Source organism: Streptomyces sp. NPDC088400 (assembly GCF_044753355.1).
Taxonomy (GTDB): domain Bacteria; phylum Actinomycetota; class Actinomycetes; order Streptomycetales; family Streptomycetaceae; genus Streptomyces.
Genome location: NZ_JBIVMZ010000010.1, coordinates 104,439 through 129,988 on the forward strand (window position 1 = coordinate 104,439; position 25,550 = coordinate 129,988).

Genomic DNA, 25,550 nt, shown 5'->3' on the forward strand with positions numbered 1-25,550 from the left:
GATGCGGAGGATGGCGAACCGGTGAAAGGCCGTCACGGACCGGTGTGCTGGGGCCAGGAGTTGACGTAGGGTCGCCTGTGTCCTCGCGCGGGGAGCGCGGAAAGCCGACCACGGGGAGGGACCAGACGTATGACAGCGCTATTCGGTCGCCGACTGCGCAGAAGTGCGACCACCACGGCGGTGGCCGCCGCCGCCATCGCCGCACTCTCCGCTTCGCAGGCGCCCGGCGCCATCCCCACCACGGGCTCGGGTGACTCCCGGGCCGCCGACGCGACCCCGCCCCCCGGCACCTCGGCAACCGGCAACTCCCCGTACTACACCGAGCTTCCGCCGCTCACCACGCCCGACAAGCCGGGTACCTCGATAGACCTGCCGGCCACGGGTCCGGCGGAAGCAGGTATTCCGGCCACGGTGCTGGCCGCGTACAAGCAGGCGGAAAAGGCCCTCGCGGAGAGCAAGCCGGGCTGCAACCTGTCCTGGCAACTGCTCGCCGCGATCGGCAAGGTCGAGTCGGGCCAGGCGCGCGGCGGCCGGGTGGACGCCGACGGCACCACGCTCGCGCCGATCCTCGGTCCGGTTCTCAACGGCGTCGGGTTCGCCAACATCTCCGACACCGACGACGGCGAGTACGACGGCGACACGACGCACGACCGGGCGGTCGGCCCGATGCAGTTCATCCCCTCGACCTGGGACACCTGGGGCCAGGACGCCAACGGCGACGGCCGCGAGGACCCCAACAACATCTACGACGCGGCACTGGCGGCCGCGAAGTATCTCTGCCACGCGAACCGGGACCTCTCCGCCGACGACGGTCTCCATCGGGCCATCCTCAGTTACAACCGCTCGCAGGAGTACCTGAACACGGTCCTGACCTGGTTCCGGTACTACAAGAACGGTACGCACGAGGTCCCGGACGGTGCCGGCGTGCTGCCCGCCGACAGCGGACCGGACAGTTCCGGCTCCTCGTCGACGCCGAGTCCGGGCACGAGCCCGAGCACGAGCCCGAGTGCCGGCCCGAGCACGAGCCCGACGAAGCCCGGCCACACGCCGAGCCCCAGCTCTCCCGGTTCGTCGCCCTCCAAGCCCGGGGGCGGCGGGAGTTCGGGCCCGACGAAGCCCGGCGGTGGCGGTTCGTCCTCGCCGACTCCGGGTGGCGGCGGCAGCGGCAGCCCGGAACCCACGCCTCCTTCCACCACCCCCACGCCTCCCAAGCCGCCCAAGCCTGTTGTCACGCAGTTGGAGAAGGCCGGCACGGGGACGCTGACCGCCGTGGCCGGCGGCCAGTTCGCCGGACGGGTCGCGGTACGTGCGGTCGACGCGAAGGCCAAGCCCGTCGCCGGGGTGCCGGTGCGCTTCGAGATCATCGGTGACACGGAAGCACGCTTCCCCGGAGCCACGTCCGAAGTCACCCTCATCACGGCCAAGGACGGCATGGCGATCGCCCCGGCCCTCCAGGCGGGCGAGAAGGCCGGTGACTTCTCGATCCGGGCCACCACCACCGTCCGGGGCATCGCACCCGTCGACCACGCCGCGACCGTCACCGCCCGTCAGGCGGACGCTCTCGCCAGGACCTCCGACAAGGTACTGACGGCCGCGCCCGGCACCGAGTTCGCCGAGCCGGTCGAGGTCAAGGCCACGTACAAGAACGCCGTGGCATCGGGCGTGGCGGTGACCGCCGCCATGATCACGTCCGCGGACGACCTCGCCCCGCTCGGCAAGGGCCCCTACTTCAAGGACGCGAAGGGCGACCCGCTCCGCGAGCTGACGGACCTCAAGACCGACGCCAACGGTGTCCTCCGGCTCCCGAAGATCTTCGCGGACGGCACGACGGGCACGTTCCTGCTCCGCCTCGAAACCGAGGGCGGCGCGACGTTGACGGTCGAGCTGAAGGTCGCCTGACCCCACGCTCCGCACTCCGGCGCCGTATGCCGTACCGCCCTCCGTCCGATCGACCGGACGGAGGGCGGTGTGCGTACACGCGTGTGTACGTGTGTGTCCGTCACCGCCGGTTGTTCGTGCGGCGCGTCGCCGTGGCCGTGGACGGGTCCTCCGGCCACGGGTGGCGGGGGTAGCGGCCGCGCAGTTCCGCTCGTACGGCCCGGTACCCCTCCTGCCAGAAGGACGCCAGGTCCGCCGTCACCGCCGCGGGCCGCCCCGCCGGGGAGAGCAGGTGGACCAGTACCGGGACCCCGGCGACCGCAGGAGTCTCCCGGAGGCCGAACAACTCCTGGAGTTTCACGGCCAGTACGGGCTGAGGCCCGCCGTACTCCACCCGCACCCGGGACCCGCTCGGTACCTCGATACGTTCCGGCGCCAGCTCGTCCAGCCGTGTCGCCTCGCCCGTCGCCCAGGGCAGCAGACGCCGCAGCGCCTGGCCCGCGTCGAGCCGGGCCAGGTCCGACCGGCGCCGGGCCCTGGACAGTTCGGGTTCCAGCCAGTCGTCCGCGTGTTCCAGCAGAGCGGCGTCCGACACGTCCGGCCAGGCCCCGCCCAGCTCCCGGTGCAGAAAACCGAGCCGCTCGCGCAGCCCCTCCGAGTCCCGCGTCCAGCGCAGCAGGCCGAGTCCCTCGCGCCGTAGCCCGTCCAGGAGCGCCGCGCGCACCAGGGGCGGCTCCGGCGCTTTCAGGGGGCGTACGGACAGGTCGACCGCCCCGAGCCGTTCCACCCGCCGTGCGACGACATCGCCGTCCTCCCAGCGCACTTCCTCGCCCGCCACACGCAGCTGCCCGGCGGCGGTCCGCGCCGTGTCCTCGTCGATGACCGCGGCGAGCCGTACCCGTGCGGCGGCGGCCGTGGCCGGCCGGTCCGCGACCGCCACCGCCAGCCACGGAGCGCTGCGCAGCCGCGAACCGTCGCCCAGCTCGCCCCCGGTGCCGGACACCATCAGATACGTACCGTCGCCGCGCGCCCGCGCCACCCGCTCCGGAAAGGCGAGCGCCACGACGAGCCCGGCGACCGCGTCATCCGTGCCGACCGTGCCGACCGTGCCGTATGGCTCCCGCCCGGCAGCCGACGCCGGGTCCGACGCCGAGCCCGATGCCGAGCCCGGTGCCGAGCCCGGTGCCGAGCCGGTTGCCGGATCCGCCGCCGAGGTCAGCCGCCGCGCCTCCTGCCGCCAGCGCGCCGCATACGCGTCACCGCCCCCACTCCCGCGGGCCGTACGCCACGCCGCCGTCAGATCGTCCCCGTACGACCTCGGCGGCTCCTCGCTCAACAGGGCCACGACCTCCGCCGCCCGGCGCGCACCCACCTGCCGCGCGCCGTCGAGGAGCGCCCGCGCGAGCCGGGGGTGCAGGCCGATCCTGGCCATCCGTACACCCCGGTCCGTCACCCGGCCGTTCCCGTCCACCGCGCCGATCGCGGTCAGCACGGTGTGCGCGGCGGCCAGCGCCCCGGCGGGCGGCGGGTCCAGCAGGGCGAGGCCGTCCGCCGAAGGGTCGCCCCAGCACGCGGCCTGGAGCGCGAAGGCCGCCAGATCCGCGACCCTGATCTCGGGGGAGGGGAAACGGACCAGCCGGCTGTCCTCGGCCTCGGTCCAGCAGCGGTAGACGGCCCCGGGGGCCTCGCGTCCGGCCCGCCCGGCCCGCTGCCGGGCGCCCGCCTGCGACACCCGCACCGTTGTCAGGGCGCTCAGCCCCCGGGCGTGATCGGTACGGGGCTCACGCGCGAGCCCGGCGTCCACGACGATCCGTACGCCCGGCACGGTCAGGCTCGACTCAGCGACCGCCGTGGCCAGAACGACCCGCCGGTCGCCCGAAGCGGCCGAAGAACCGGCCAGCACCGCGTCCTGCACCGCCGCCGGTGCCCGCCCGTGCACCTGGAGGACCTCGGCGCCGGTGTTCCCGAGCAGGCCCGCCACCCGGCCGATCTCCCCCACTCCCGGCAGGAAACAGAGCACGTCACCGTCCCGTTCGGCCAGCGCCCGCCGCACGACCGACGCCACATGCGTCAGCAGCGCCGGATCGACCCGCATCCCGTGCGGCGGCCGTACGGGCTTCACGGGCGGCGCCCAGACCACCTCCACCGGATACGAGACGCCCTGCGCCTCCACCACCGGCGCGTCCCCCAGCAACCGCGCCCAGCCGGCCGCGTCGGTCGTCGCCGACGCCGCCACCAGCCGTAGCTCCGGCCGCAGCGCGGCCCGTACATCCAGCAGGAACGCGGCCACGGTGTCCGCGTCCAGATGCCGCTCGTGGCACTCGTCGAGGATCACCACATCGACCCCGGCCAGTTCCTGGTCGCGCTGGAGCCGCTGCAGCAGCACCCCGGTGGTCACCACTTCCACCACCGTGTCGCGCCCCACCACGCGCTCCCCGCGCACGGTGAAGCCGACGCGCTCCCCGGCGCGCTCACCGAGCAGCCAGGCCATCCGGCGGGCCGCCGCCCGCGCCGCGATCCGCCGCGGCTCGGCGACGACGACCCGCCGTACCGGACCGTCGCCGAGCAACCCCGCCAGCGCCAGCGGCACCAGCGTCGTCTTTCCCGTCCCCGGCGGCGCGCAGAGCACCGCGCAGCCGTGTTCTTCGAGAGCGCTCTTCAGCGCGGGGACGGCCGTATGTACGGGAAGGCTGCCGAGGATGTCGTCGCGGATCACCCGCTCAGTGTCGTACCCACGAGGCCTTCGGCCCCACCCGGTCCCGCTGACAGGAGAGCGGGCGGCTCAGTCCCGTGCACGAGCGGGCGGCTCAGCCCCGTACACGAGCGGGCGGCTCAGCCCCGTGCACGAGCGGGCGGCTCAGTCCCGTACGCAGACGAAGATCGCCGATCCCGGGATCAGGTTTCCCCGCAGCGGGGACCAGCCGCCCCACTCCTGGGTGTTCCACTCCGGCCACTGCGGCTCCACCAGGTCGACCAGCCGGAATCCGCCCGCGACGACGTCCCGTACCCGGTCGCCGACCGTCCGGTGGTGCTCGACGTACACCGCCTGCCCCTCCTCGTCCTGCTCGACATAGGGGGTGCGGTCGAAGTACGAGGAAGAGACCGACAGGCCCTCGGGCCCCGGCTCGTCCGGGAACGCCCAGCGGATGGGGTGCGTGACGGAGAAGACCCAGCGTCCGCCGGGCCGCAGCACCCGCCGTACCTCGCGGAACACCTTCACCGGATCGGCGACGAAGGGGATCGCGCCGTACGCGGAACAAGCCAGGTCGAAGGAGCCGTCGCGGAAGGGCAGCGCACCCGCGTCCGCCTCCACCAGCGGGAAGCCGAGGGAGCGGCCGTCGGCTATGCGCAGTGCGTGCTGGAGCTGGCGGTGCGAGAGGTCCAGAGCCACCGGACGCGCGCCCTGCCCCGCCAGCCAGCGGGAGCACTGGGCGGCGCCCGCCCCGATCTCCAGGACGTCCAGCCCCTCCAGCGACTCCGGGGGTCCGAGCAGGCAGGCCTCCACTTCGTCGAGCCCCTCGGGGCCCCAGACGAACCGGTCGTCTCCCAGGAACGTGCCGTGCTCGATCTGATAATCGTCGGCGTTCCGGTTCCACCAGCCACGGTTGGCCCGGCTGCTCTCCGCGTCCCCGCTGTCGCGGCGGGTGGCTTCGGGTTCGGGTTCGGCTTCGGGGTTGGGTGCGGAGCCGAGTCCGGGATCGGCGCCGGCCCCCGGCGTCGTGCGTGCGGCTTCGGCTGCGTGCTCTTGGATCATCGTGCCCGTCGTCGTAGTGTGCGAAGAGTGCTCGTGGGGCCGTTGTGGCCTCAACAAACGCTTGTTGTGCCGGGTATGAGAGGTTCCACCCCGGGTGTGCGCGTTCGCGCATTGACCCCGCCCGGCTGCCCCCGTATGCTAAAGGTTGCGCTGCGGGCTTGCGCGCCTCAGACGTAGCAGCCGCGCTCGCATCTGCATGTAAGACCCCTCGGTTGTCGAGGCGCTTTCCCTATTGTCCAGGGGCGGCGCTTCCTTGGCTGTCCGGTTGATGCAGAGGCGATATCGGGCTCTCGGCGTAGCAGTACCTACGACTCAATGTCCGTACCGGAGCCCTTTCCCACATGACGAGCAGCACCGAGACCACCGCCACCACCCCGCAGGTTGCGGTCAACGACATCGGTAACGAGGAAGCTTTCCTCGCCGCGATCGACGAGACGATCAAGTACTTCAACGACGGCGACATCGTCGACGGCGTCATCGTGAAGGTCGACCGGGACGAGGTCCTGCTCGACATCGGTTACAAGACCGAAGGCGTCATTCCTTCCCGCGAGCTTTCGATCAAGCATGACGTCGACCCCAACGAGGTCGTCGCCGTGGGCGATGAGATCGAGGCCCTGGTTCTCCAGAAGGAGGACAAGGAAGGCCGTCTCATCCTGTCCAAGAAGCGTGCTCAGTACGAGCGCGCCTGGGGCACGATCGAGAAGATCAAGGAAGAAGACGGCATCGTCACCGGTACCGTCATCGAGGTCGTCAAGGGTGGTCTCATCCTCGACATCGGCCTCCGTGGCTTCCTGCCGGCCTCCCTCGTCGAGATGCGCCGTGTCCGCGACCTCCAGCCCTACGTGGGCAAGGAGCTCGAGGCCAAGATCATCGAGCTGGACAAGAACCGCAACAACGTGGTTCTGTCCCGCCGTGCCTGGCTGGAGCAGACCCAGAGCGAGGTCCGTCAGACCTTCCTCACGACCCTGCAGAAGGGCCAGGTCCGCTCCGGCGTCGTTTCCTCGATCGTCAACTTCGGTGCGTTCGTGGACCTCGGCGGCGTCGACGGTCTGGTGCACGTCTCCGAGCTGTCCTGGAAGCACATCGACCACCCCTCCGAGGTTGTCGAGGTCGGCCAGGAAGTCACCGTCGAGGTTCTCGACGTGGACATGGACCGCGAGCGTGTCTCCCTGTCGCTCAAGGCGACGCAGGAAGACCCGTGGCAGCAGTTCGCCCGGACGCACCAGATCGGTCAGGTCGTCCCCGGCAAGGTCACGAAGCTCGTTCCGTTCGGTGCGTTCGTCCGCGTCGACGAGGGCATCGAGGGTCTGGTCCACATCTCCGAGCTGGCCGAGCGCCACGTGGAGATCCCGGAGCAGGTCGTCCAGGTCAACGACGAGATCTTCGTCAAGGTCATCGACATCGACCTGGAGCGTCGTCGCATCAGCCTCTCGCTGAAGCAGGCCAACGAGGCCTTCGGTGGAGACCCGGCCGCGGTCGAGTTCGACCCGACGCTCTACGGCATGGCGGCGTCCTACGACGACCAGGGCAACTACATCTACCCCGAGGGCTTCGACCCCGAGACCAACGACTGGCTCGAGGGCTTCGAATCCCAGCGCGAGGTGTGGGAGACCCAGTACGCCGAGGCGCAGACGCGCTTCGAGCAGCACCAGGCTCAGGTCATCAAGTCCCGCGAGGCCGACGAGGCCGCCGCTGCCGAGGGTGCTGCCGCGCCCGCCGGCGCCGGCAGCGCTCCGGCCGCCTCGGGTGGCTCGTACTCCTCGGAGTCCACGGACAACTCCGGCGCCCTGGCGTCGGACGAGGCCCTGGCCGCCCTGCGCGAGAAGCTGGCCGGTGGTCAGAGCTGACGGCTCGGACTGTAGGCGGCTGTTCGCACAGCTGAAGAGTTGAACGTAAGGCCCGTTCCCTTGGGGGAGCGGGCCTTACGCGTGCGCAGACAGATGCTGGGGAGCGGGTCTCATGGCCGTTGTCGGGTGGTGTCCCGACCGGTGTTGCCCTCGACGAGTTCGTTACCGCCTGTCACATCGACTCAGGAGCCGCCCCGAAGCGCCCGCCTTCGTGGTGCTCGACAAGCGAAGCGTCTCAATGGTGCTCAACAAGCCTGCCAGACACGTGTACTTCGCCGCCGACTACCTCTCGTCGCCGATGCCTGGCAGTGTCTGGGGGCGCGGGGAATGTCGGCGCTCTGTGGTGCGTTCTTCGATAGAACACGAGGAGGAGCGGTAATCGTGCTTGATCCGCAGGGATTGTACGAGTGGGAGCCCAAGGGCCTGGCCGTCGTCGACATGGCACTGGCGCAGGAGTCGGCGGGCCTGGTCATGCTGTACCACTTCGACGGCTACATCGACGCGGGTGAGACCGGCGACCAGATCGTCGAGAACCTGCTGGAGGAGCTGCCTCATCAGGTGGTGGCCCGATTCGACCACGACCGGTTGGTCGACTACCGCGCGCGGCGCCCGCTGCTGACCTTCCGGCGTGACCGCTATGCGAGCTACGAGACGCCGACGCTCGACGTACGGCTCGTACAGGACGCCACGGGTGCGCCGTTCCTGCTGCTGTCGGGGCCCGAGCCGGACGTGGAGTGGGAGCGCTTCGCGAGAGCCGTACAGCAGGTCGTGGACCGGCTGGGCGTGCGCCTCTCGGTCAACTTCCACGGTATTCCGATGGGTGTTCCGCACACACGCCCCGTCGGCATGACCCCGCATGGCAACCGGACCGACCTCATGCCCGGCCATCGCAGCCCCTTCGACGAGGCGCAGGTGCCCGGCAGCGCGCAGTCGCTGGTCGAGTACCGGCTGATGGAGTCCGACCACGATGTCCTCGGTGTCGCGGTGCATGTCCCGCACTATGTCGCCCGGTCCTCGTACCCCGACGCGGCGCTGACCGCCCTGGAAGCGATCACGGCCGCGACCGGCCTGGTACTGCCGACCGTCGCGCACTCCCTCCGTACGGAGGCGCAGCGCACCCAGACCGAGATCGAGCGGCAGCTGGGCGAGGGCGACGAGGAACTGGTCACGATGGTCAGGGGACTTGAGCACCAGTACGACGCGATCGCGGGCGCCGAGACGCGGGGGAACCTGGTCGCCGAGCCCGCTGAACTGCCGTCGGCCGACGAGATCGGCCGCGAGTTCGAGAAGTTCCTGGCGGAGCGTGAGGGGGAGAGCGGCGGATGATGCGGCCTGGTGCGCGGATCCACGGACGAGGCTCGGTGCTGCGCCACGGACGAGGCTCGGTGCTGTGCCACGGACGAGGCTCGGTGCTGCGGGACAGCCCTTAGGCTGAGCGCATGTTGAGGTTGGGACTCACCGGCGGAATCGGCGCGGGCAAGAGCGAAGTGTCTCGTTTGCTGGCCAGTTACGGGGCGGTACTGATCGACTCCGACCGGATCGCGCGCGAAGTGGTCGAGCCGGGGACACCGGGACTGACGGCCGTGGCCGCGGAGTTCGGTGCGGAGGTACTGACGGCGGACGGCGCGCTCGACCGGCCGAAGCTCGGCGGGATCGTGTTCGGCGACCCGGAGAGGCTGCGTGCTCTGAACGCGATCGTGCACCCCTTGGTGCGTGCCCGATCTGCCGAGTTGGAGGCGGCGGCCGGGCCGGACAGCATCGTGGTGCATGACGTGCCCCTGCTCGTGGAGAACGGGATGGCCGCGCTGTACGACTTGGTGGTCGTCGTGGACGCCTCGCCCGGGACCCAGCTGGACCGGCTCGTACGGCAGCGGGGGATGGCGGAGTCGGAGGCGCGTCGGCGGATGGCCGCGCAGGCGACCCGTGAGGAGCGTCGCGCCGTCGCGGACGTCGTCATCGACAACGACGGCCCACTGGAACAGCTGGAACCGCAGGTCCGGGCGGTCTGGCTGGAGCTGAAGGAGCGCGCCGAGGCGGGGAGCTGACCGCTCCAGGGGCAGGGTGCGGAACGGCCCCTGGAGCACGGTGCGGAACTGCCCCCGGTGCGCGGTGCGGAACAGCCCCGGCAGGCGGTGCGGAATAGCACTGGCGTGCGTGGCGTTGAAAGCGGGCAGCCAGGGAAGGATGCGACCGTGCCCGAGAGCCCGGAGACCCACGTCATCGACTATCGCGCGGCGGAGCAACTGCTGGCCGCGCGGGATCCGCGCGGGGCCGTGAAGCTGCTGGATTCGGTGATCGCGGCCCACCCCGAGAACACGGCCGCCCGACTGCTGCGCGCCCGTGCGTTCTTCGCCGCGGCCCAACTGAGGCCCGCGGAACTTGAGTTCGAGCTGGTCCTGGAGCGCGAGCCGGACAACGCCTTCGCGCATTTCGCCCTGGCCCGTACCTTCGAGCGCTCCGGACGGCCGGAACAGGCGAAACGACACTTCCGTCTGGCGGCCGCGCTGGATCCCAAGCCGGAGTATGTGAAGGCCGCCCAGTTCGATTCCGGTCCCCGGGACATCGACGGCTGAGCGTCGCCGCGACCGTCACCGGCCGTGCGAGCCGCGATCCGGCCCCTCGCCCCGGCCGGGACGTGTACCGGCACCGGGGTCGTCGTGGTGGTCCGGCTCGTACGGTGGGACATCCTGCCCCGGCTGGTACGGCGGGACGTCCCGCCCCGGCTGGTAGTGCGGCCCCTGACGGATATGGCGTACCACCATGACCAGGTCCGTCGCGACGATCAGGAAGAGCACACCGCAAGCGACGGCCCACCCCGTCCGCCCGGCGAACGCGAACGCGGTGGTGCCGAGGGCGGTCCAGACCAGGCCCCACACACTCAGCCAGAACCGCATACGCAGCGGGCTGCGCGCGGTCACAGGTTCATTCCCGGTGCGCATAACCGTCGCACCTCCTGTCTCTTATGTACCCGTGGGCCCGGACACGGACACGGACACGGGCACAAGTGCAGACATACGCACAGACAGGTGCGGACCGTCCCGGTCGAACCGGTCGGGGTTCAGTGCACGATGGTGTAGCTGCGCCAGGGGCTCTTGCCGGGCGTGACCACGTCGGAGAGCGTGGTGGCGATGTACGCCGTCTTCTCGCCGGTGCAGTCGGGCGTCCGGTACATCACGAGGTCGACCAGGGTGCGGTTCGTGACCTCGACGGCCCCGGGCCCGAGCCGGTGGCAGCCGGTGACCAGAGGGCTGGACACCTTGACGTGCTGCTTCTGCTCGGTGTCGTACGTGATGGTGCCCACCGCGGTCCGGCCGAGGCCGGAACAGCCCGCGGTGGCCAGGGTCAGGAACGCTGCCCCGGCGGCGATGCCGAGGCGCCGGTGATCGGTCACGGACATGGGCGCTCCTCGTCTGTACGGACAAGCCCGGTGCTGGTCACACTGCATGATCAGGGGTGCGGCGGCACCAGATGCGCGGCCGGCCGGGCTAGGCCGTGTCCGGCGGGTCGTCGCGGGCCCGGGAAGATCCGCCGGGCAGTCCCCGGCGTGAGAGCCCGTAACTTCTCTTTTCGCGCATCTCGACTTTCACGCATCTCGACCCATGGGTCATACAGGGCATACCGTGGTTATTGGCACCTCGGTCCGGCGTCTAGGGAGCCCATGATGGTCGAGGAACTTGTGGTAGCTGTCATAGCGGCGATATGCGCGTGCGGGCTGTACGCACTGGCGGCCGCCCGGGTCGTCAAGCAGTACGAGCGGGGAGTGGTCCTGCGTCTCGGGCGGCTGCGCGACGGCATCAGGGGGCCCGGATTCACGACGATCATTCCGTTCGTGGACAAGCTGCGCAAAGTCAACATGCAGATCGTCACGATGCCGGTGCCGGCGCAGGACGGCATCACGCGTGACAACGTCACCGTGCGCGTGGACGCCGTGATCTATTTCAAGGTGGTGGACCCGGCGGACGCGGTGATCCGGGTCGAGGACTACAGGTTCGCGGTGTCGCAGATGGCGCAGACGTCACTGCGGTCGATCATCGGCAAGAGCGATCTGGACGACCTGCTCTCGAACCGGGAGAAGCTGAATCAGGGCCTGGAATTGATGATCGACAGTCCGTCGATCGGCTGGGGCGTTCAGATCGACCGCGTCGAGATCAAGGACGTGTCGTTGCCGGAGACGATGAAGCGTTCGATGGCTCGCCAGGCGGAGGCCGACCGGGAGCGGCGCGCGCGGGTGATCAACGCCGACGCGGAGCTGCAGGCGTCGAAGAAGCTCGCCGAGGCGGCACAGCAGATGTCCGGGCAGCCCGCCGCGCTCCAGCTGCGGCTGCTCCAGACCGTGGTGGCTGTCGCCGCCGAGAAGAACTCCACACTCGTTCTGCCCTTCCCCGTCGAACTGCTCCGCTTCCTCGAACGGGCGACGCCGGCCGAGGCCGTGCAGGCTGTGCGGAGCGTCTCGGGTGCCGCGGCGGCGGCTCCGGGAGCGGGGACCGGACCCTCCGAGCCGTCCACGCCCTCCCCGTCGTCCGCACAGGAGACACAGGAGACACAGGAGACGCCGGAGGTACCGGCGGCATCGACCGCCGTAGCGGGCACACCGGCCGGGGCCACGCCCGCCGCCTCCGCCGGTCCCGTGTCGCGGCCCGAGCCCGGTTCGGGCTCCGAGCCCGAGCCCGAGCCCGACACCGATCCCGTCCGGTCTTTCGGTACTACGGCCGGATCCGGCGGGGCGGCCGCGTCCGCGCGGCCCGCGCCGCGTCAGACATCCGAGCCGCCCCGCTCCCACGCCTGATTCGTCGGCGGGGCGTGAGGTCTGAAGCGTCCTGGAGCAACGCGTAATTTCGCTGGGAGAACAGCGCTGAGCTGCGGAAACACGGTTCAGGGACCGACTGTCAGACCCCCCGCCTAGACTCGCAGAGGTAATCAGATCTCGAGGTGGGAGGGAGTCGGTGGCGATGGCGCGATTGGGACATACTCGTGCGCGGCTGACCGCGCGTGCCCCGGCGACCGACCAGCTCGCAACGCCCACGCCGGCACCCGCATCAGCACCCACTCCTGCTTCGCCCACCCCTGATTCCTCAACGTCCGTTTCCGCGTCCACGTCCCCTGCTTCACGCGTGGTCGAGTCCGCTTCCGTGGACCTCTCCGCGTCTCTGAGCGCCGAGCTCGGGCGCTGCGCCGCTGTATTCCTGCCCGCCGCACTGCCGCACGAGGGGCGGGTCGCCTTCTGGGCCCCGGAAGGGGAGCCGTTCCTCGCGGCGGCGGAGGAATTCGCGTCCGCCGCCGCGGGTGGGGCGGGTGCCGGAGGGCTTGGCCGGGGGGAGCTGACGGTCGTACGGCGCCACGGCACCGGTGTCCGTACGCGCGAGGTGCCCGCCGTGCTGCTGCCCGTCGCCGACGCCGTCCCGCTGCTGGTCCGTGCCAGGCGGCACAGAGCGGCGCATCCCTCGGCGGCCTGCTGGGGCGCCGCCGCGCTCCACGCCCTCCAGCTGGCCGCGCGTGGCAGGCTGCTCCCCGGCCTCACCGCGTCCGACCACGACGCCTGGCGGGCAGGGCCGCTCGACGCCGACGACATCGCCCAGCTGAGGGCCATCGCCGCGGCCATGCCTCCCGAAGCGCATGCCGTGCCGCTCCCGGATCTGCGCCCGCTCCAACTGCCCGATCCCGAAGCCCTGGTGAGGGCGTTCCTCGACGCCGTGGCCGACTCCCTGCCCCGGACCCCGGCGGCCGCGTACGCGGCGGGGGCGCCGTTCGCCGCCCGCGCCCCTCAGCATCTCCCCGGTGCCAGGGCCTGGGCGGCGGAGGCGGCTGCCGGTATGGACGCGGGGGTGCGGGTCTCGCTGCGCCTGGACCTGTCCGCCTACGAGCTGTTCGACCAGGAGGCGGACGGGGGTGGAGGCGAGGACGCGGGCTCGCACCCGGCCTCCGACGCGCTCTCGGGCACCGCCTCCCTCGCCCGCTCCACCGCCCGCCCGGGCGAGGCGGACGTCCCGCGCCGGGCCGGCGCCGCTCTCGTCCAGATCCACAGCCTCGCGGACCCCACCCTGGTCATCGACGCGGCCGGGCTCTGGGCGGGCCACGGCGACGAGAGCTTCGGTCCGCGCGCCCGTATCGACGCGATGCTCGCCCTGCGCCGCGCGGCGCGCGTCTGGACCCCGCTCGCCCGGCTCCTGGAGCGCGATGTCCCCGACGCGCTGCCGCTCTCCGAGGACGAGCTGTACGAACTGCTCGGCCCGGGGGCGGCCCGCCTCTCGGCGGCGGGCGTCGCCGTCCACTGGCCCAGGGAGCTGGCCCGTACGCTCACCGCCGCCGCGGTCGTCCGCCCCGCGCCCGGTTCGGCCACGGACGGCACGCCCTTCTTCGACAGCGAGGAACTGCTCAAGTTCAACTGGCAGTTGGCGCTCAACGGCGAACCCCTCACCGAGCAGGAGATGGACGCGCTCGCCGAGTCGCACCGCCCGATCGTGCGGCTGCGTGACCAGTGGGTGGTCGTCGACCCCGCGCTCGTCCGCAAGGCGCGCAAAAGGGAGTTGGGCCTGCTGGAGCCGGCCGACGCGCTGGCCGTCGCCCTCACCGGCACCGCCGAGGTCGACGGTGAGACGGTCGAAGCGGTCCCGACGGGCACGCTGGCGTTGCTGCGTGACCGCCTGACCTCAGGCCAGCACACGGTCCCCCAGCCACCGGCCCTGGCAGCCACGCTGCGCGACTACCAACTGCGCGGTCTCGCCTGGCTGGACATGATGACCTCGCTCGGTCTCGGCGGCTGCCTCGCGGACGACATGGGCCTCGGCAAGACGATCACGGTCATCGCCCTCCACCTGCACCGGGCCCGTACGGAACCGACGCTCGTGATCTGCCCCGCCTCCCTCCTCGGCAACTGGCAGCGGGAGATCACCCGTTTCGCGCCCGGAGTACCCGTCCACCGTTTCCACGGCGCCGGTCGCACCCTGGACGATGTGACGGACGGCTTCGTCCTCACCACCTACGGCACGATGCGCGGCAGCGCCGACACGCTGGCCGCGCACAGGTGGGGCATGGTCGTGGCCGATGAGGCCCAGCACGTCAAGAATCCCTTCTCGTCCACCGCCAAGGCGCTCCGTACGATCCCGGCGCCCGCCAGGATCGCGCTGACCGGCACCCCCGTGGAGAACAACCTCTCCGAGCTGTGGGCCCTGCTCGACTGGACCACCCCCGGTCTGCTCGGCCCGCTCAAGGCGTTCCGGTCCCGCCACGCCCGGATCGTGGAGAACGTGGAGAACGCCAAGAGCGCCGACGTCAAGGACGCGGACAACACACAGGCGGTGGAGCGGCTGTCCCGACTGGTCCGGCCGTTCCTGCTGCGCAGGAAGAAGTCCGACCCCGGCATCGTGCCCGAGCTGCCGCCCAAGACCGAGAGCGATCACCCCGTCGCGCTCACCCGCGAACAGGCCTCCCTCTACGAGGCGGTCGTCCGCGAGACGATGGCGGCCATCGAGGACGCCGAGGGCATCGCGCGCCGCGGCCTCGTCATGAAGCTGCTCACCTCCCTCAAGCAGATCTGCAACCACCCGGCGCAGTATCTGAAGGAGGACGGCGCCCGGCTCACCGGCCGTTCCGGCAAGCTCGCCCTCCTCGAAGAGCTTCTCGACACGATCCTCGCGGAGGACGGCTCGGTCCTGATCTTCACTCAGTACGTCTCGATGGCACGGCTGCTCTCCGCCCACCTCACGACCCGTGCGATTCCGTCCCAGTTGCTGCACGGCGGTACACCCGTGGCGGAGCGCGAGCGGATGGTGGACCGGTTCCAGTCCGGCGAGACACCGGTCTTCGTCCTCTCGCTGAAGGCCGCGGGCACCGGCCTCAACCTGACCAGGGCCGGCCATGTCGTCCACTTCGACCGCTGGTGGAATCCGGCCGTGGAGGAGCAGGCGACGGACCGCGCGTACCGCATCGGCCAGACCCAGCCCGTACAGGTCCACCGGTTGATCGCGGAGGGCACGGTCGAGGACCGGATCGCCGAGATGCTCGCGTCCAAGCGGGCGCTGGCCGACGCCGTCCTCGGCTCGGGCGAGGCGGCACTGACCGAGCTGACCGACCGTGAACTGGCCGATCTGGTCTCCCTGCGGAGGCTCTCATGACGACTCCGCGCGCTCCCCGGCACGACGACCGGCGCCGCACCTTCCCCGCTCTGTCCCCCAGGCCGGGGGGACACGGCGCGGAAGGCGACTTCGCCGCCACCTGGTGGGGGAACGCCTGGGTGGAATCCATGGAGGACACCGCCCTCGACGTGGCCCGCCTCCAGCGCGGCCGCGCCTACGCGGGCCGGGGCCAGGTCGACGCGATCACCGTCACCCCCGGCCGGGTCATGGCGTACGTCCACGGCTCCAGGCCTCGCCCGTACCGTACGGAAATCCGCCTCCGCACCCTCGCCGAGACCGACTGGGAAGAGCTCCTCGACGCCGCTGCGGTCCGCCCCGACCACATCGCGGCGCTCCTGGACAAGGACATGCCGCACGCGCTCGCGGCATCGGCCGACCTCCTGCCCACGGCGGGAGATCTCACCCCCGACTGCTCCTGCCCGGACGACGGTTACCCCTGCAAGCATGCCGCCGCGCTCTGCTACCAGACGGCCAGACTTCTCGACGAGGATCCGTTCGTCCTGTTCCTGATGCGCGGACGCGGTGAGAACGAGGTCCTCGCCGACCTGACCCGGCGCAACGCCACCCGCTCGGCGGCCGAACGGGGCACCACGGCGCCGCTGATGCCCTCCGTGGCGGCCCGCGCCGCTCTGACGCCGCGTATGTTTCCGGAGCTTCCGCCGCCGTTCCCCGTACCGGCGCAGCCCGGCCGCCCACCCGTCTATCCGCAGGCCCCCGGCGCGCCCGACCCGCTCGCGCTCGACCTCCTCGCCACCGAGGCGGCGGCCCGCGCACACACGTTCCTCACCACGGGACTCGACCCGATCGGCGCTCTGACCCCCTGGCAGGACGCCGTGCGCCTGGCCGCCGCCCACCCCGGCTCCGGGCTGACCGCCTCCACCCGCGCCCTCTACCGCGACCTCGCGTCCGCCCTCGACCGCACCCCCACCGACCTGGCGCGCGCCGTCGCAGCCTGGCGGCAGGGCGGCCTCGCGGGACTCGCCGTGCTGGAAGAGCCCTGGGACCCGCCCGCGGGCCCCTTCGACCGGGCGCGCCCCGGCCTCGCCGCCGCCGACTTCCCGTCGTTCCGCCCCTGGCGCAACCGGCTCTCCACGTCCTCCCTCCAACTCCGTTTCGGCCGGGATGGCGTCTGGTACGGCTATGAATCCGACCGCGACCGCGAGGACTGGTGGCCGCGCGGCACGCCCGACACCGATCCGGTGGGCGCGCTGACCGCCCTGCTCGGCAGGTGAGGGGGCGGCCGGTAGGCTCGTGTCCCGCGTACGGATCAGCGGTTCAATCAGCGGTCTAAGGGGGCCCGGTGGAAGCCGAGTTGGTGGCACTCGCGACAGCGAGCGCGACAGCGATCGTCCAGCAGATGGCGACGGACGGCTGGACTCGCGCACGCGACCGAGTGGTGAGTTTCTTCGCGAACCGGGGCGCGGCGTCCCCGTCCGCGGAGGACATCGCGTCCGACCCGGAGGGCATCGCGTCCGACCTGGACAGATCACAGGGCGAACTGGCCACCGCCCAGCAGGAGGGGGACGAGGAGGCCGCCGCCGACGTCCGCGCGGAATGGCGCAACCGCATGCGCCGCGTGCTCCGGGATGACCCGGAAGCAGCCTCCGAACTGCGCGTGCTGCTGGACGAGTTGAAGCCCGGGATCCCGGCCCAGCAGGTCGGTGATGTCCACAACACGATCAGCGGCGGCACCCAGCACGGCCCGGTCGTCCAGACCGGCACGATCGGCAGCCTGCACTTCGGCACCGGCGGAGGGGAATGAGCGCCGTGACCGGCGACGGGGGAAGCGACGGGCCGGATGACGGGCGAGTCGACGGAAGAGACGCCGGAGGAAACAGCGTCAGCGGCGGTAGTCAGCACGGCCTGGTCCAGGCGGGCGAGATCGGCAACTACACGCAGCATCTTCACTTCCACGGTCACGGAGCGGGAGATGCTTCCGGCTCGCCCGGCTCCCCCTCTCCCTCGTTGATGGGGCATCAACTCCCCTTGGACAGTGATGTGTTCGAGAACAGGGACCTCGATCGCGGCAAGGTGTGGCAGGCGCTCGACGAGCGGCAGCGGTCACCTCGTCCCGTACGCCCGCTGACAGTCGTCATCAGCGGGGTGGGCGGCATCGGCAAGACCGCGCTGGCCGTCCGCCTGAGTCACGAGTTGAAGAGCCGTTTCACGGCGGCGTACATCGATCTGGACGAATGGCGCACGGCGGGCTCGATCGACATCCAGGCCCTGCTGAAGCACCTGCTCCGCTGGCTCGGGGCAGGGGAGAGCTGGCTGACGGCGGATTACCGGGAACAGGTGCGACTGTACGAGCGGAAGACCCACGGCGCGCGCGTGGCGCTCGTCCTCGACAACGTCTGGTCCGCCGACGAGATCTCCACACTGCTGCCGGTCTCCGCCGAGTCGGTGGTCCTGGTCGCCAGCCAGGAACGGCTGCGCCCTCTGGAAGCGCGCGGGGCGATCAGCATCGCACTGGACCCTCTGGCGGAGGAGCACGCCTCGGCCGTGCTCCACAAGATCGTCGCGGGGGCGGAGCGCGATGTGCCGCCGCCGGTTCTGGACCAACTCGCGCGGCTCTGCGCGGGTTTCCCCATCGCCCTGCACGCCGCCGGCAGGCTGCTGTGCGAGCACCCCAGCAGGCGAACGGAACGGATCGTCGCGGACCTCACGACGGACCTCTACGAGAAGGGGCTGTCCGTGGTGGAGGCGGTCTGGAACGCCGCGTACGACACGCTCTCCGTCCCCGCCGCTCAGCGGCTCTACCGTCTGATGCCCCAGCACCCCGGCTACGACATCACGCTCGAAGCGGCCACGGCCCTGCTCGGGACCGGTCTCGACGACGCGGAGGACGCACTCGACGCGCTGGCGGACGCGGGACTGCTGGCGCTGTCACCACGTCCCGGCCGGAGACAGCTGCACGGCCTGCTGCGCGCGCATGCCACCCGCTGTGCGAACCGGCACACCGACCCGGCCGAGACGGAAGAAGGCCTGCGTCGGCTCCTGGTCTGGTACCGCAGGCAGGCGGAGCGAGCCGACCGGACGATCGACCCGGACAGGCCGCGCGTGGCCGAACCAGTCCCCGAGCCGTCAGACGTTCCTGAGTCGCCGGACGTTTCCGAGTCGTCAGCGGCTCCCGAGCTTCCGGACGCCCCCGACGTGCCGTTCGCGAGCGCGGCGGAGGCCCGGACATGGCTCGACACCGAGCGCAAGGCGCTCTACGGACTGGTACGGATCGCGAGCGATCTGGGCGAGGACACGCATGCCTGGTCCCTCTGCGAGCCACTGTGGAAGCACTACGAGGACCACCACAACCACACGGACGCGATCCGCGCTTTCGGGACCGGCAGGGACGCCGCGCAGCGCGCCGGGGCCGTCGAGGGCCTGATCCGGATGCGCTGTCAGCTCGCCCAGGCGCTGTGGAAGGCCGGCCGGGTGGCTGAAGCGGACATGGAGACACAGCAGGCGGTGCGATCGGCGGAGTCGGTCGTGCCCGGGCGGAGAGTGCATGCCTCGGCCCTGGAGTTCCGGGGAAAGTACTTCGCGTGGAACGGTGAACCGGACCGGGCCGTGGAGTACTTCGAGCGGTCGCGTGCGGTCCACCGCACGATCGGAAACGACTACGGCATCCTGCTGCAGAGCTTCCTGCTCGGCCGCACGCTCCGTGCGGCGGGCCGGTTGCCCGAAGCGGAGACCGAGCTGACGGCCGCGCTCGGACTGGCCCGGGACCAGAAGCGCGAGCGCATGATCGGCCGGGCAGCGGCCGAGCTGGGCCGTACGTACCGCGAACTGGCCCGGCCGGAACGGGCCGTCGCCGTGTACGAGGAGGCTCTGGCGCAGGAGCAGGCGCGTGGGTCCACGTACGACCAGACACAGCTGCACGAAGAACTCGCCGAGCTGGTCGAGGAGACCGGCGACGCGGGAGCGGCCGAGAGCCACCGTGTGCGCGCCCTTGAACTGCGTGTTCAGGCGGGCGTGGGGCCAAGGGGCGAGCTGGGGGCCTGAACCGGGTGTGTCTGAGCCGGATTCCCGGGCCGGATGCCTGCGTCGGATGTCTGCCTCTGGCGCCTCTGAGACGGATTCCCGGGCTGGACGTCTGAGCCGGGTGCCTGGCGGCTCCTGACGGCTACAACTCGGCGTAGGCGTCCGCGCCTTCCTCGCCGTCCGCCACATACGTCAGCCGGACCGTTGACCGTCGGCCGCCCACTACACAGTGGACGGTCGCGGGCAGCGCGGGACATCCGTTCTCCTCCAGCCAGCCGTGGACGCCGGAGAGCACCGCCGCCGGGTCGGTCCGTGTCCGGGGTTCGCCCCGGGAGACCTCGGTCGTGATGCGCGCCGAGAGAAGCGGATGCCCGTACGGTCCCGGTTCACCGGGTCCTCCCGGACCTCCCGGACCTCCCGGTTCACGACGTCGGAACACGCAGTGGTCGTGCGCGAGAACGGCGACCGCCGTCCGGCAGCCGGGATAGGTGTCCAGAATGTGATTCGTCCAGTCGGCCGCGGTCCATGTCACATGGGTCCACACCGTGTCGGACTCGCGTGATGTGGACCGCGGGCGCCGGTGGATGAGCCCGGCGGTTCGCATCTCGTCCAGCGTCGAGAGCCCGTCCTCCGCGACCACGTGGCCGCCGTGCGGGCCCCCGTCCAGGGGATACCGCGCCACCGTGACCGTCTCCCCGCGTGCCTCGACGCGGGCCGCGAGCGCGGTCGGCCGCTGTCCGGAGAGCCGGGGGACGGGCAACGGCCGGACGGCGACCGGACCGGGATACGGTTCGAGCCCGAGCAGCCGGTAGCAGCGGGTACGCAGATGCTCCAGCGAGCGTCCCTGCTCGGCGAAGGCCGCTGCGGCGAGGGCGCTGGTGTCGCCCGGACGGTGGCCCGCGACGGCGGCATCGATCTGCGCGGCCAAGGGCTCGTCCGCCGTCAAACGCGGTACGCGCGAGAGGAGTTCGGCCATCGGGCTGCCGGGAATCAGTTCCGTACCACCCTCGTGGCAGCCGATCAGGGGCCGGTCCAGGGCCGCCGGATACAGCGCGGTGGACCCATGGTCGGTCAGCACGCAATCGGCCGCGCCGAGGACCGCCGCCCACTCCTCGTACGGTCGCGCCAGCAGCAGCCCGGCGGCGAACGCGGGCTCCAGGTGCTGCCGCAGTGTGAACGTGCCGAGTTCGCTGTGGACGTTGGGGTGCAGTACGAGCGCCACCTGACAGGCGTCGTAGGGCAGTTCGGCGATCAGCCGCCGGGGCAGCTCCGGCCGGCGCTCCAGCAGCGATTCGGGTCCCCAGGTGGACACGACGGCCACCAGCCGCCGCCCACCGGTCCCCAGCGCGTCCCGGTACCGCTCCCGCCGGGTACGGGACGCCAGCATCCGGTCCAGCGTCGGATCCCCCACGACCGCGGCCCGTTCCGCCACGGCCGGTGACTTCTCGGCGAGCCGGGCCAGTTGATCGGGATGCGCGAGCGCGTGCAGCGCCGCCAGCGGGGTCCCGTCACGCAGGAGCTGCCTCGGATGCAGCCCGGACGCGGAGTCGTCGGCGGATGTCTGGGGGAGCCGCTTGTTGAATCCGGCCCCGTGCGGAAGGAGCACGAGTGGCCCGGTCAGCTCATGCAGCGGCCCGTTCGGACTGGCCGCCACCACGAGATCGTGCCCGCCGCGCACGGCTTCCGGCCACGGGATCGTACGGGCGCCCGCTCCGTCGAGCGCGGCGAGCGCGTCCGTACTGAAGTCGGACCCGGGAACGAGGGTGAAGACGGGCCGGACACGGGGATCACCGGCGAAGACGGGGAGGGTGTCGAGCAGCCGGTTCAGTGCGGTGGCGGACCGTACGGCATACAACACGGTCCGCCGGGCCCGAGCCGTCAGCCCGCTGCCCGCTGCCCGCTGCCCGCTGCCCGCTGCCCGCTGCCCGCTGCCCGCTGCCCGCTGCCCGCTGCCCGCTGCCCGCTGCCCGCTGCCCGCTTTTTGATGGTTGAGTCTACTTTGTTCCGTACGGCTGGGTGTGCCGTTTTCCTCAACCGCCGCTGTGGCAGCACAGGACTCGTGAGGTGGTTCCGGCGACATGCCGGAGATCGTACGCGGACGGTGCGCGGACGGCCGAAGCCGGGAGTGCGGGGGCTACGCCGTGTTGCCCGCGTAGTCGCGCCGTACTCCCGGCTTCGGCGGGTGCCGCTGCCTCGGCAGGCGACGCGGAGGTCACCCGGCGCGGCTGTCACCCGGCGCGGAGGATCAGGCGGTGTGCAGCGTCAGGCCGTACCGGCTCAGGATCGGCTTGATCGGCTGGTAGATGGACTGGCCTCCGGCGGTGCAGTTGCCCGAGCCGCCCGAGGTCACTCCCTGGGCCTGGTCGCCGCTGATGTAGGCGCCGCCGGAGTCGCCGCCCTCGACGCAGACGCTCGTCTGGGTCAGCGAGTAGACGGTGCCCTGGGAGTAATTGACCGTGACGTTCTTGGCCTGGACGTTGCCGCAGTGCCAGTGCGTGGTGGAGCCGGAGCGGCAGATGGAGGCGCCGACCGGGGCCTCGTTGGAGCCGCGGACCAGCTGGTCGGAGACGGTGCCCCAGCCGAGGACCACCGGGACGGTCCACCAGCCGTTGGCGACGTTCACCCACGCGTAGTCGTTGCCGGGGAAGGACGATCCCTGGAAGTTGCCGATGGCCGAGTTGTCCCAGCCGCGTACGGCCGCGCCCGTCTGGCCGCAGTGGCCGGCGGTGACGAAGCCGCCGTGCACGGAGAAGCCGATGGAACAGCGGACGTTGCCCGTGTAGTACGGGTCGCCGCCGACGGTTCCGGCCGCGGTCGTCCGCGGCGCCTCGGCGATCTCCTCGACCGTGACGGGGCCGGTCTTCAGTGCGCGCGTCACGAAGTCGCGGACGTCGTTGTCGTTCTTCTGCGCGGCGACGACGCTCACCACGACCTGGTTGCTCTTGGGGTCGACGCGCCAGCCGCTGACGCCGGTGGGCGCGTCGAGCGCGTCGAGACGCTCCTTGACCGTGTCCAGCTGCCGCGCGCTGTTCTTCACCAGACGTATCGTCGCGCCGGTCGCCCGTACGGCATCGGCGTTCCGGTCGCTGGTGACGGCGACGGTCAGCTTGCCGGTGTCCGGGGTGAACCAGGAGCCGCCGTACGTCGAGCCCGCCGCCTGCCGCGCCTTTCCTTCGACAGCCGTCGCTGTCTTCTCGGCGGCCAGGCGCGCCGTGGCCTGGCTCTTCGTCAGACCGAGGTCCTTCTGCATCGCGGAGAGCAGGCCGGCGGAGGCCGGTGCATCGGCGGAGGCCGGTGCCTCGGCGGTGGGGGAGGCCGCGGTCGCCGGGGTGATACCGGCGGTTGCCCAGGTGCCGAGCAGGAGGAGTGCGGACAGGCCGGTACGTATCACGGTCGTACGTCTCACGGGGTGGCCCTTCTGTGTTCCAGCGACGGGGGGAACGTGCAAGCGTGAGAGCGCTCTCAGGCGTTGCCAGCCGGAGCGTAGCCGAGGGCGATTGTCAGGTCCATACCAATCGTCAAGTCCGGTCGATCCGGCCGGATCCAGCGGGAGCGTGGTCCGGACAAGGTGGGCCGTCGGGGGTTTTGTGCACGCTCCCGGTCGGCGACCGACCGATGGTACGTGGCGCATTCCGGCCACCTGGGCGCCCTCAACAGCCGCTCGGCGAGGCGCTGTTTAGGCTGGGGCCATGGCAATCACGACATCCGGCCAGGCGCCCCTCTACGATCCGACCAGCGAGCTGCTGGCGGATCCGTACGCGGTGTACGAGCGACTGCGCGAGACCGCGCCCGTCCAGCGGATCGTGGGGCCCGACGGGCGGCCCGCCTGGATCGTCACACGGTACGACGATGTGCGACAGGCACTCGCCGACCCCCGGCTGTCCCTCGACAAGAGCCATGCCCTGCCCGGTGGTTACCGGGGCTTCGGGCTGCCGCCCGCTCTCGACGCCAACCTGCTGAACATGGACCCGCCGGACCACACCCGTATCCGGCGCTTCGTCGTACGGGCGTTCACCGCCAAGCGGATCGAGACGCTGCGGGAGCCGATCCGGCGCACCGCCGACGAACTGCTGGACGCCATGCCCTCCGGCGGGCCGGCGGATCTGGTCGCCTCGTACGCCGCGCCCCTGCCCATCGTCGTCATCTGCGAACTGCTGGGCGTGCCCCCGCGGGACCGGCGTGACTTCCGTGAGTGGACCGACGCCCTGGTCACGCCCGATCCGACCCGGCCGGAGCTGATGAAGGAAGCCATCGGCAGCATGCTCGCCTTCTTCACCGAACTGCTCGCCACCAAGCGGGCCGAGCCCGGTGACGACCTGCTCTCGGCGCTGATCGCGGCGCGCGACGAGGGGGAGCGGGGCGAAGCGGCGCAGGAGCGCGAGGCGAGTGAGGCAGGCGGGGCAGAAGGGGCAGGCAGGGCAGGCGCGGCAGGTCAAGGATGCCCGGCGCACGCGGGCGCTCCGGGAGGCGCGGGGAGTGAGCGAGGCGCGAGCGCGGGCGACGACCGGCTCAGCGAGGACGAGTTGATGTCGCTGGCCTTCCTCATCCTCTTCGCCGGATACGAGAACACCGTCCAGCTCATCGGCAACGCCGTCCTCGCCCTGCTCCGGCATCCCGGCCAGCTGGCGGCGCTCCGCGCGGAGCCCGGCAGGGCCGGCGCGGCGGTCGGGGAGTTCCTGCGGTACGAGGGGCCGACCCTGCTGGCCATCCGCCGTTTCCCGGTCGAGGATCTGCCGATCGGCGGGGTGACCGTACCGGCCGGTGAGACCGTCATGCTGTCCCTCACCGCCGCCAACCGTGATCCGCGCCGCTTCTCCGACCCGGACCGGCTCGACCTGGACCGGGACACGGCAGGCCATGTCGCCCTCGGCCACGGCATCCACTACTGCCTGGGCGCCCCGCTCGCCCGGTTGGAGACCGAGGTCGCGCTCACCGCGCTGCTGGAGCGCTTTCCACGGCTCGCGCTCGACGTTCCGTACGAGGAGCTGCGGTGGCGGGCCTCGACGCGTGCCCGAGGACTGATGGCCCTGCCCGTTCGGTACTGAACGGGTGACTCATCGCCGTCGTCCCGCGTCCAACAATTCGTTCGATCGCCGCTGTTCGACCTTGATAGCGTCGGTGACGTGGCGAAACTCAATCAGATCATCGCAGTCGAGAAAGGCGTCAAGTCCAAGGCGCACCAGGACCTGACGGCGGCCCATCACGGCCTGCAGAAGCCGGCGTTGCTGGCCGGAATCTCCCGTACGTACCAGACGAAGGACGAGGAGGGCGAGCAGCTCCCGCCCGAATCGACCCGGGTGCAGGTCAAGGCCGAGGACGTACTGCGCGAGACCGCGAAGACCCTGACGAGGCTGTTCGATGTGACCGCCACCAAGGACTGGGCGAACTGCGCCGCGCGCGCCGATGTCACCGTCGACGGGCGGGTGCTGGTGAGTGACGTGCCGGTGGCGTATCTGCTCTTCCTGGAGAAGCAGTTGACCGACCTCAACACCTTTGTGCGCAAGCTGCCGGTGCTGGACGCGTCGGAGTCCTGGAGCCAGGACCCGTCGACGGACGCGTGGAAGACGGAGGCGGTACGGACACTCCGTACGAAGAAGGTCCCCCGTAACCATGTGAAGGCCGAGGCCACGGAGAAGCACCCGGCGCAGGTCGAGGTGTACTACGAAGACATACCCGTCGGTTACTGGACGACGGTGAAGTTCAGTGGCGCGCTGCCGGCCCGGCGGGTGAACGAGCTGCTCGACCGGGTCGAGAAGCTCCAGCAGGCCGTGAAGTTCGCCCGTGAGGAGGCCAACGGCGCCGAGGTCACCGACCAGCGGGTGGGTGACGCGGTGTTCGGCTACCTGTTCGGGTAGCCTCAATGGTTCCCCGACCGCCGTTTCGTGCGGCCGGGGTGCGCGAGGAGCGCAAGCTGAAACTGAGGCTTGTCGTGAACGGCGCGGTTCCAGTGGAGGTTCGAGT

18 protein-coding genes are annotated in these 25,550 nt (G+C 71.2%); 12 read left to right on the plus strand and 6 right to left on the minus strand.

Annotated features, from left to right (window positions below; all coding sequences use genetic code 11):
• Positions 1–129 precede the first annotated feature (129 nt).
• Entirely contained in the window at positions 130–1,899 is a 1,770-nt protein-coding gene (locus ACIQD6_RS24615) for a lytic transglycosylase domain-containing protein (RefSeq protein ID WP_401885770.1), read from the plus strand.
• A 100-nt stretch (positions 1,900–1,999) separates the two neighbouring features.
• On the opposite strand, the gene hrpB is transcribed toward ACIQD6_RS24615, so the two are convergent.
• Positions 2,000–4,594, minus strand: coding sequence for an ATP-dependent helicase HrpB (gene hrpB / locus ACIQD6_RS24620; RefSeq protein WP_401885773.1), 2,595 nt, complete (start codon positions 4,592–4,594; stop codon positions 2,000–2,002).
• 141 nt (positions 4,595–4,735) lie between these two features.
• Positions 4,736–5,632, minus strand: a complete 897-nt coding sequence (locus ACIQD6_RS24625; protein ID WP_401885775.1) for a class I SAM-dependent methyltransferase — start codon at positions 5,630–5,632, stop codon at positions 4,736–4,738.
• 341 nt (positions 5,633–5,973) lie between these two features.
• On the opposite strand from ACIQD6_RS24625, the gene rpsA reads away from it, so the two are divergent.
• The 4 genes from rpsA to ACIQD6_RS24645 all read left to right on the plus strand — a co-directional run bounded on the left by rpsA (position 5,974) and on the right by ACIQD6_RS24645 (position 10,052).
• Complete coding sequence (gene rpsA, locus ACIQD6_RS24630; protein ID WP_401885778.1) at positions 5,974–7,479, plus strand: 30S ribosomal protein S1; 1,506 nt, start codon at positions 5,974–5,976, stop codon at positions 7,477–7,479.
• Between the two features lie 381 nt (positions 7,480–7,860).
• A complete protein-coding gene (locus tag ACIQD6_RS24635; protein WP_401885780.1) occupies positions 7,861–8,805 on the plus strand; it encodes a PAC2 family protein in 945 nt (314 codons plus the stop codon).
• Positions 8,806–8,918: 113 nt separating this feature from the next.
• Positions 8,919–9,524: a dephospho-CoA kinase gene (gene coaE / locus ACIQD6_RS24640; protein WP_401885783.1), complete on the plus strand. Its 606-nt coding sequence runs from the start codon at positions 8,919–8,921 to the stop codon at positions 9,522–9,524.
• A 147-nt stretch (positions 9,525–9,671) separates the two neighbouring features.
• Positions 9,672–10,052, plus strand: a complete 381-nt coding sequence (locus tag ACIQD6_RS24645; RefSeq protein WP_401885785.1) for a tetratricopeptide repeat protein — start codon at positions 9,672–9,674, stop codon at positions 10,050–10,052.
• A gap of 15 nt (positions 10,053–10,067) precedes the next feature.
• On the opposite strand, the gene ACIQD6_RS24650 is transcribed toward ACIQD6_RS24645, so the two are convergent.
• Together ACIQD6_RS24650 and ACIQD6_RS24655 are read right to left on the minus strand one after the other, a co-directional pair.
• Positions 10,068–10,418, minus strand: coding sequence for a DUF6343 family protein (locus ACIQD6_RS24650; protein WP_401885787.1), 351 nt, complete (start codon positions 10,416–10,418; stop codon positions 10,068–10,070).
• Positions 10,419–10,537: 119 nt separating this feature from the next.
• Positions 10,538–10,876: a hypothetical protein gene (locus tag ACIQD6_RS24655; protein WP_401885789.1), complete on the minus strand. Its 339-nt coding sequence runs from the start codon at positions 10,874–10,876 to the stop codon at positions 10,538–10,540.
• A gap of 264 nt (positions 10,877–11,140) precedes the next feature.
• Between ACIQD6_RS24655 and ACIQD6_RS24660 the strand changes: the two genes are divergently transcribed.
• The 5 genes from ACIQD6_RS24660 (at position 11,141) to ACIQD6_RS24680 (ending at position 19,610) form a co-directional block, all read left to right on the plus strand.
• Positions 11,141–12,265 carry a slipin family protein gene (locus ACIQD6_RS24660; protein ID WP_401885792.1) on the plus strand — a complete coding sequence of 375 codons (1,125 nt, stop codon included), beginning with the start codon at positions 11,141–11,143 and terminating at the stop codon, positions 12,263–12,265.
• A gap of 325 nt (positions 12,266–12,590) precedes the next feature.
• On the plus strand, positions 12,591–15,590 hold the full coding sequence (locus ACIQD6_RS24665) for a DEAD/DEAH box helicase (protein ID WP_401885794.1): 3,000 nt from the start codon (positions 12,591–12,593) through the stop codon (positions 15,588–15,590).
• Positions 15,587–16,843, plus strand: a complete 1,257-nt coding sequence (locus ACIQD6_RS24670; protein WP_401885795.1) for an SWIM zinc finger family protein — start codon at positions 15,587–15,589, stop codon at positions 16,841–16,843. The genes ACIQD6_RS24665 and ACIQD6_RS24670 overlap by 4 nt, the downstream gene beginning before the upstream one ends.
• A gap of 68 nt (positions 16,844–16,911) precedes the next feature.
• Complete coding sequence (locus ACIQD6_RS24675) at positions 16,912–17,373, plus strand: hypothetical protein (RefSeq protein WP_401885798.1); 462 nt, start codon at positions 16,912–16,914, stop codon at positions 17,371–17,373.
• On the plus strand, positions 17,370–19,610 hold the full coding sequence (locus ACIQD6_RS24680; RefSeq protein ID WP_401885800.1) for an NB-ARC domain-containing protein: 2,241 nt from the start codon (positions 17,370–17,372) through the stop codon (positions 19,608–19,610). The genes ACIQD6_RS24675 and ACIQD6_RS24680 overlap by 4 nt, the downstream gene beginning before the upstream one ends.
• 121 nt (positions 19,611–19,731) lie before the next feature.
• Here the strand turns inward: ACIQD6_RS24680 and ACIQD6_RS24685 are convergent, their stop codons facing one another.
• Both ACIQD6_RS24685 and ACIQD6_RS24690 read right to left on the minus strand, forming a co-directional pair.
• Positions 19,732–21,447 (minus strand): translation initiation factor 2, encoded by a 1,716-nt coding sequence (locus tag ACIQD6_RS24685; RefSeq protein ID WP_401885803.1) that lies wholly within the window; start codon positions 21,445–21,447, stop codon positions 19,732–19,734.
• 387 nt (positions 21,448–21,834) lie between these two features.
• Positions 21,835–22,995: a S1 family peptidase gene (locus ACIQD6_RS24690; protein WP_401885806.1), complete on the minus strand. Its 1,161-nt coding sequence runs from the start codon at positions 22,993–22,995 to the stop codon at positions 21,835–21,837.
• A 283-nt stretch (positions 22,996–23,278) separates the two neighbouring features.
• On the opposite strand from ACIQD6_RS24690, the gene ACIQD6_RS24695 reads away from it, so the two are divergent.
• On the plus strand, positions 23,279–24,634 hold the full coding sequence (locus ACIQD6_RS24695; protein ID WP_401885807.1) for a cytochrome P450: 1,356 nt from the start codon (positions 23,279–23,281) through the stop codon (positions 24,632–24,634).
• Positions 24,635–24,712: 78 nt separating this feature from the next.
• Positions 24,713–25,444, plus strand: coding sequence for a hypothetical protein (locus ACIQD6_RS24700; protein ID WP_401885809.1), 732 nt, complete (start codon positions 24,713–24,715; stop codon positions 25,442–25,444).
• Positions 25,445–25,550 lie beyond the last annotated feature (106 nt).

Coding starts and splice junctions, on each gene's coding strand:
- ACIQD6_RS24660 (WP_401885792.1), top strand. CDS start 11,141: ATGGTCGAGGAACTTGTGGTAGCTGTCATAGCGGCGATATGCGCGTGC.
- ACIQD6_RS24650 (WP_401885787.1), bottom strand. CDS start 10,418: ATGCGCACCGGGAATGAACCTGTGACCGCGCGCAGCCCGCTGCGTATG.
- ACIQD6_RS24670 (WP_401885795.1), top strand. CDS start 15,587: ATGACGACTCCGCGCGCTCCCCGGCACGACGACCGGCGCCGCACCTTC.
- ACIQD6_RS24625 (WP_401885775.1), bottom strand. CDS start 5,632: ATGATCCAAGAGCACGCAGCCGAAGCCGCACGCACGACGCCGGGGGCC.
- ACIQD6_RS24615 (WP_401885770.1), top strand. CDS start 130: ATGACAGCGCTATTCGGTCGCCGACTGCGCAGAAGTGCGACCACCACG.
- coaE (WP_401885783.1), top strand. CDS start 8,919: ATGTTGAGGTTGGGACTCACCGGCGGAATCGGCGCGGGCAAGAGCGAA.
- ACIQD6_RS24695 (WP_401885807.1), top strand. CDS start 23,279: ATGGCAATCACGACATCCGGCCAGGCGCCCCTCTACGATCCGACCAGC.
- rpsA (WP_401885778.1), top strand. CDS start 5,974: ATGACGAGCAGCACCGAGACCACCGCCACCACCCCGCAGGTTGCGGTC.
- ACIQD6_RS24655 (WP_401885789.1), bottom strand. CDS start 10,876: ATGTCCGTGACCGATCACCGGCGCCTCGGCATCGCCGCCGGGGCAGCG.
- ACIQD6_RS24680 (WP_401885800.1), top strand. CDS start 17,370: ATGAGCGCCGTGACCGGCGACGGGGGAAGCGACGGGCCGGATGACGGG.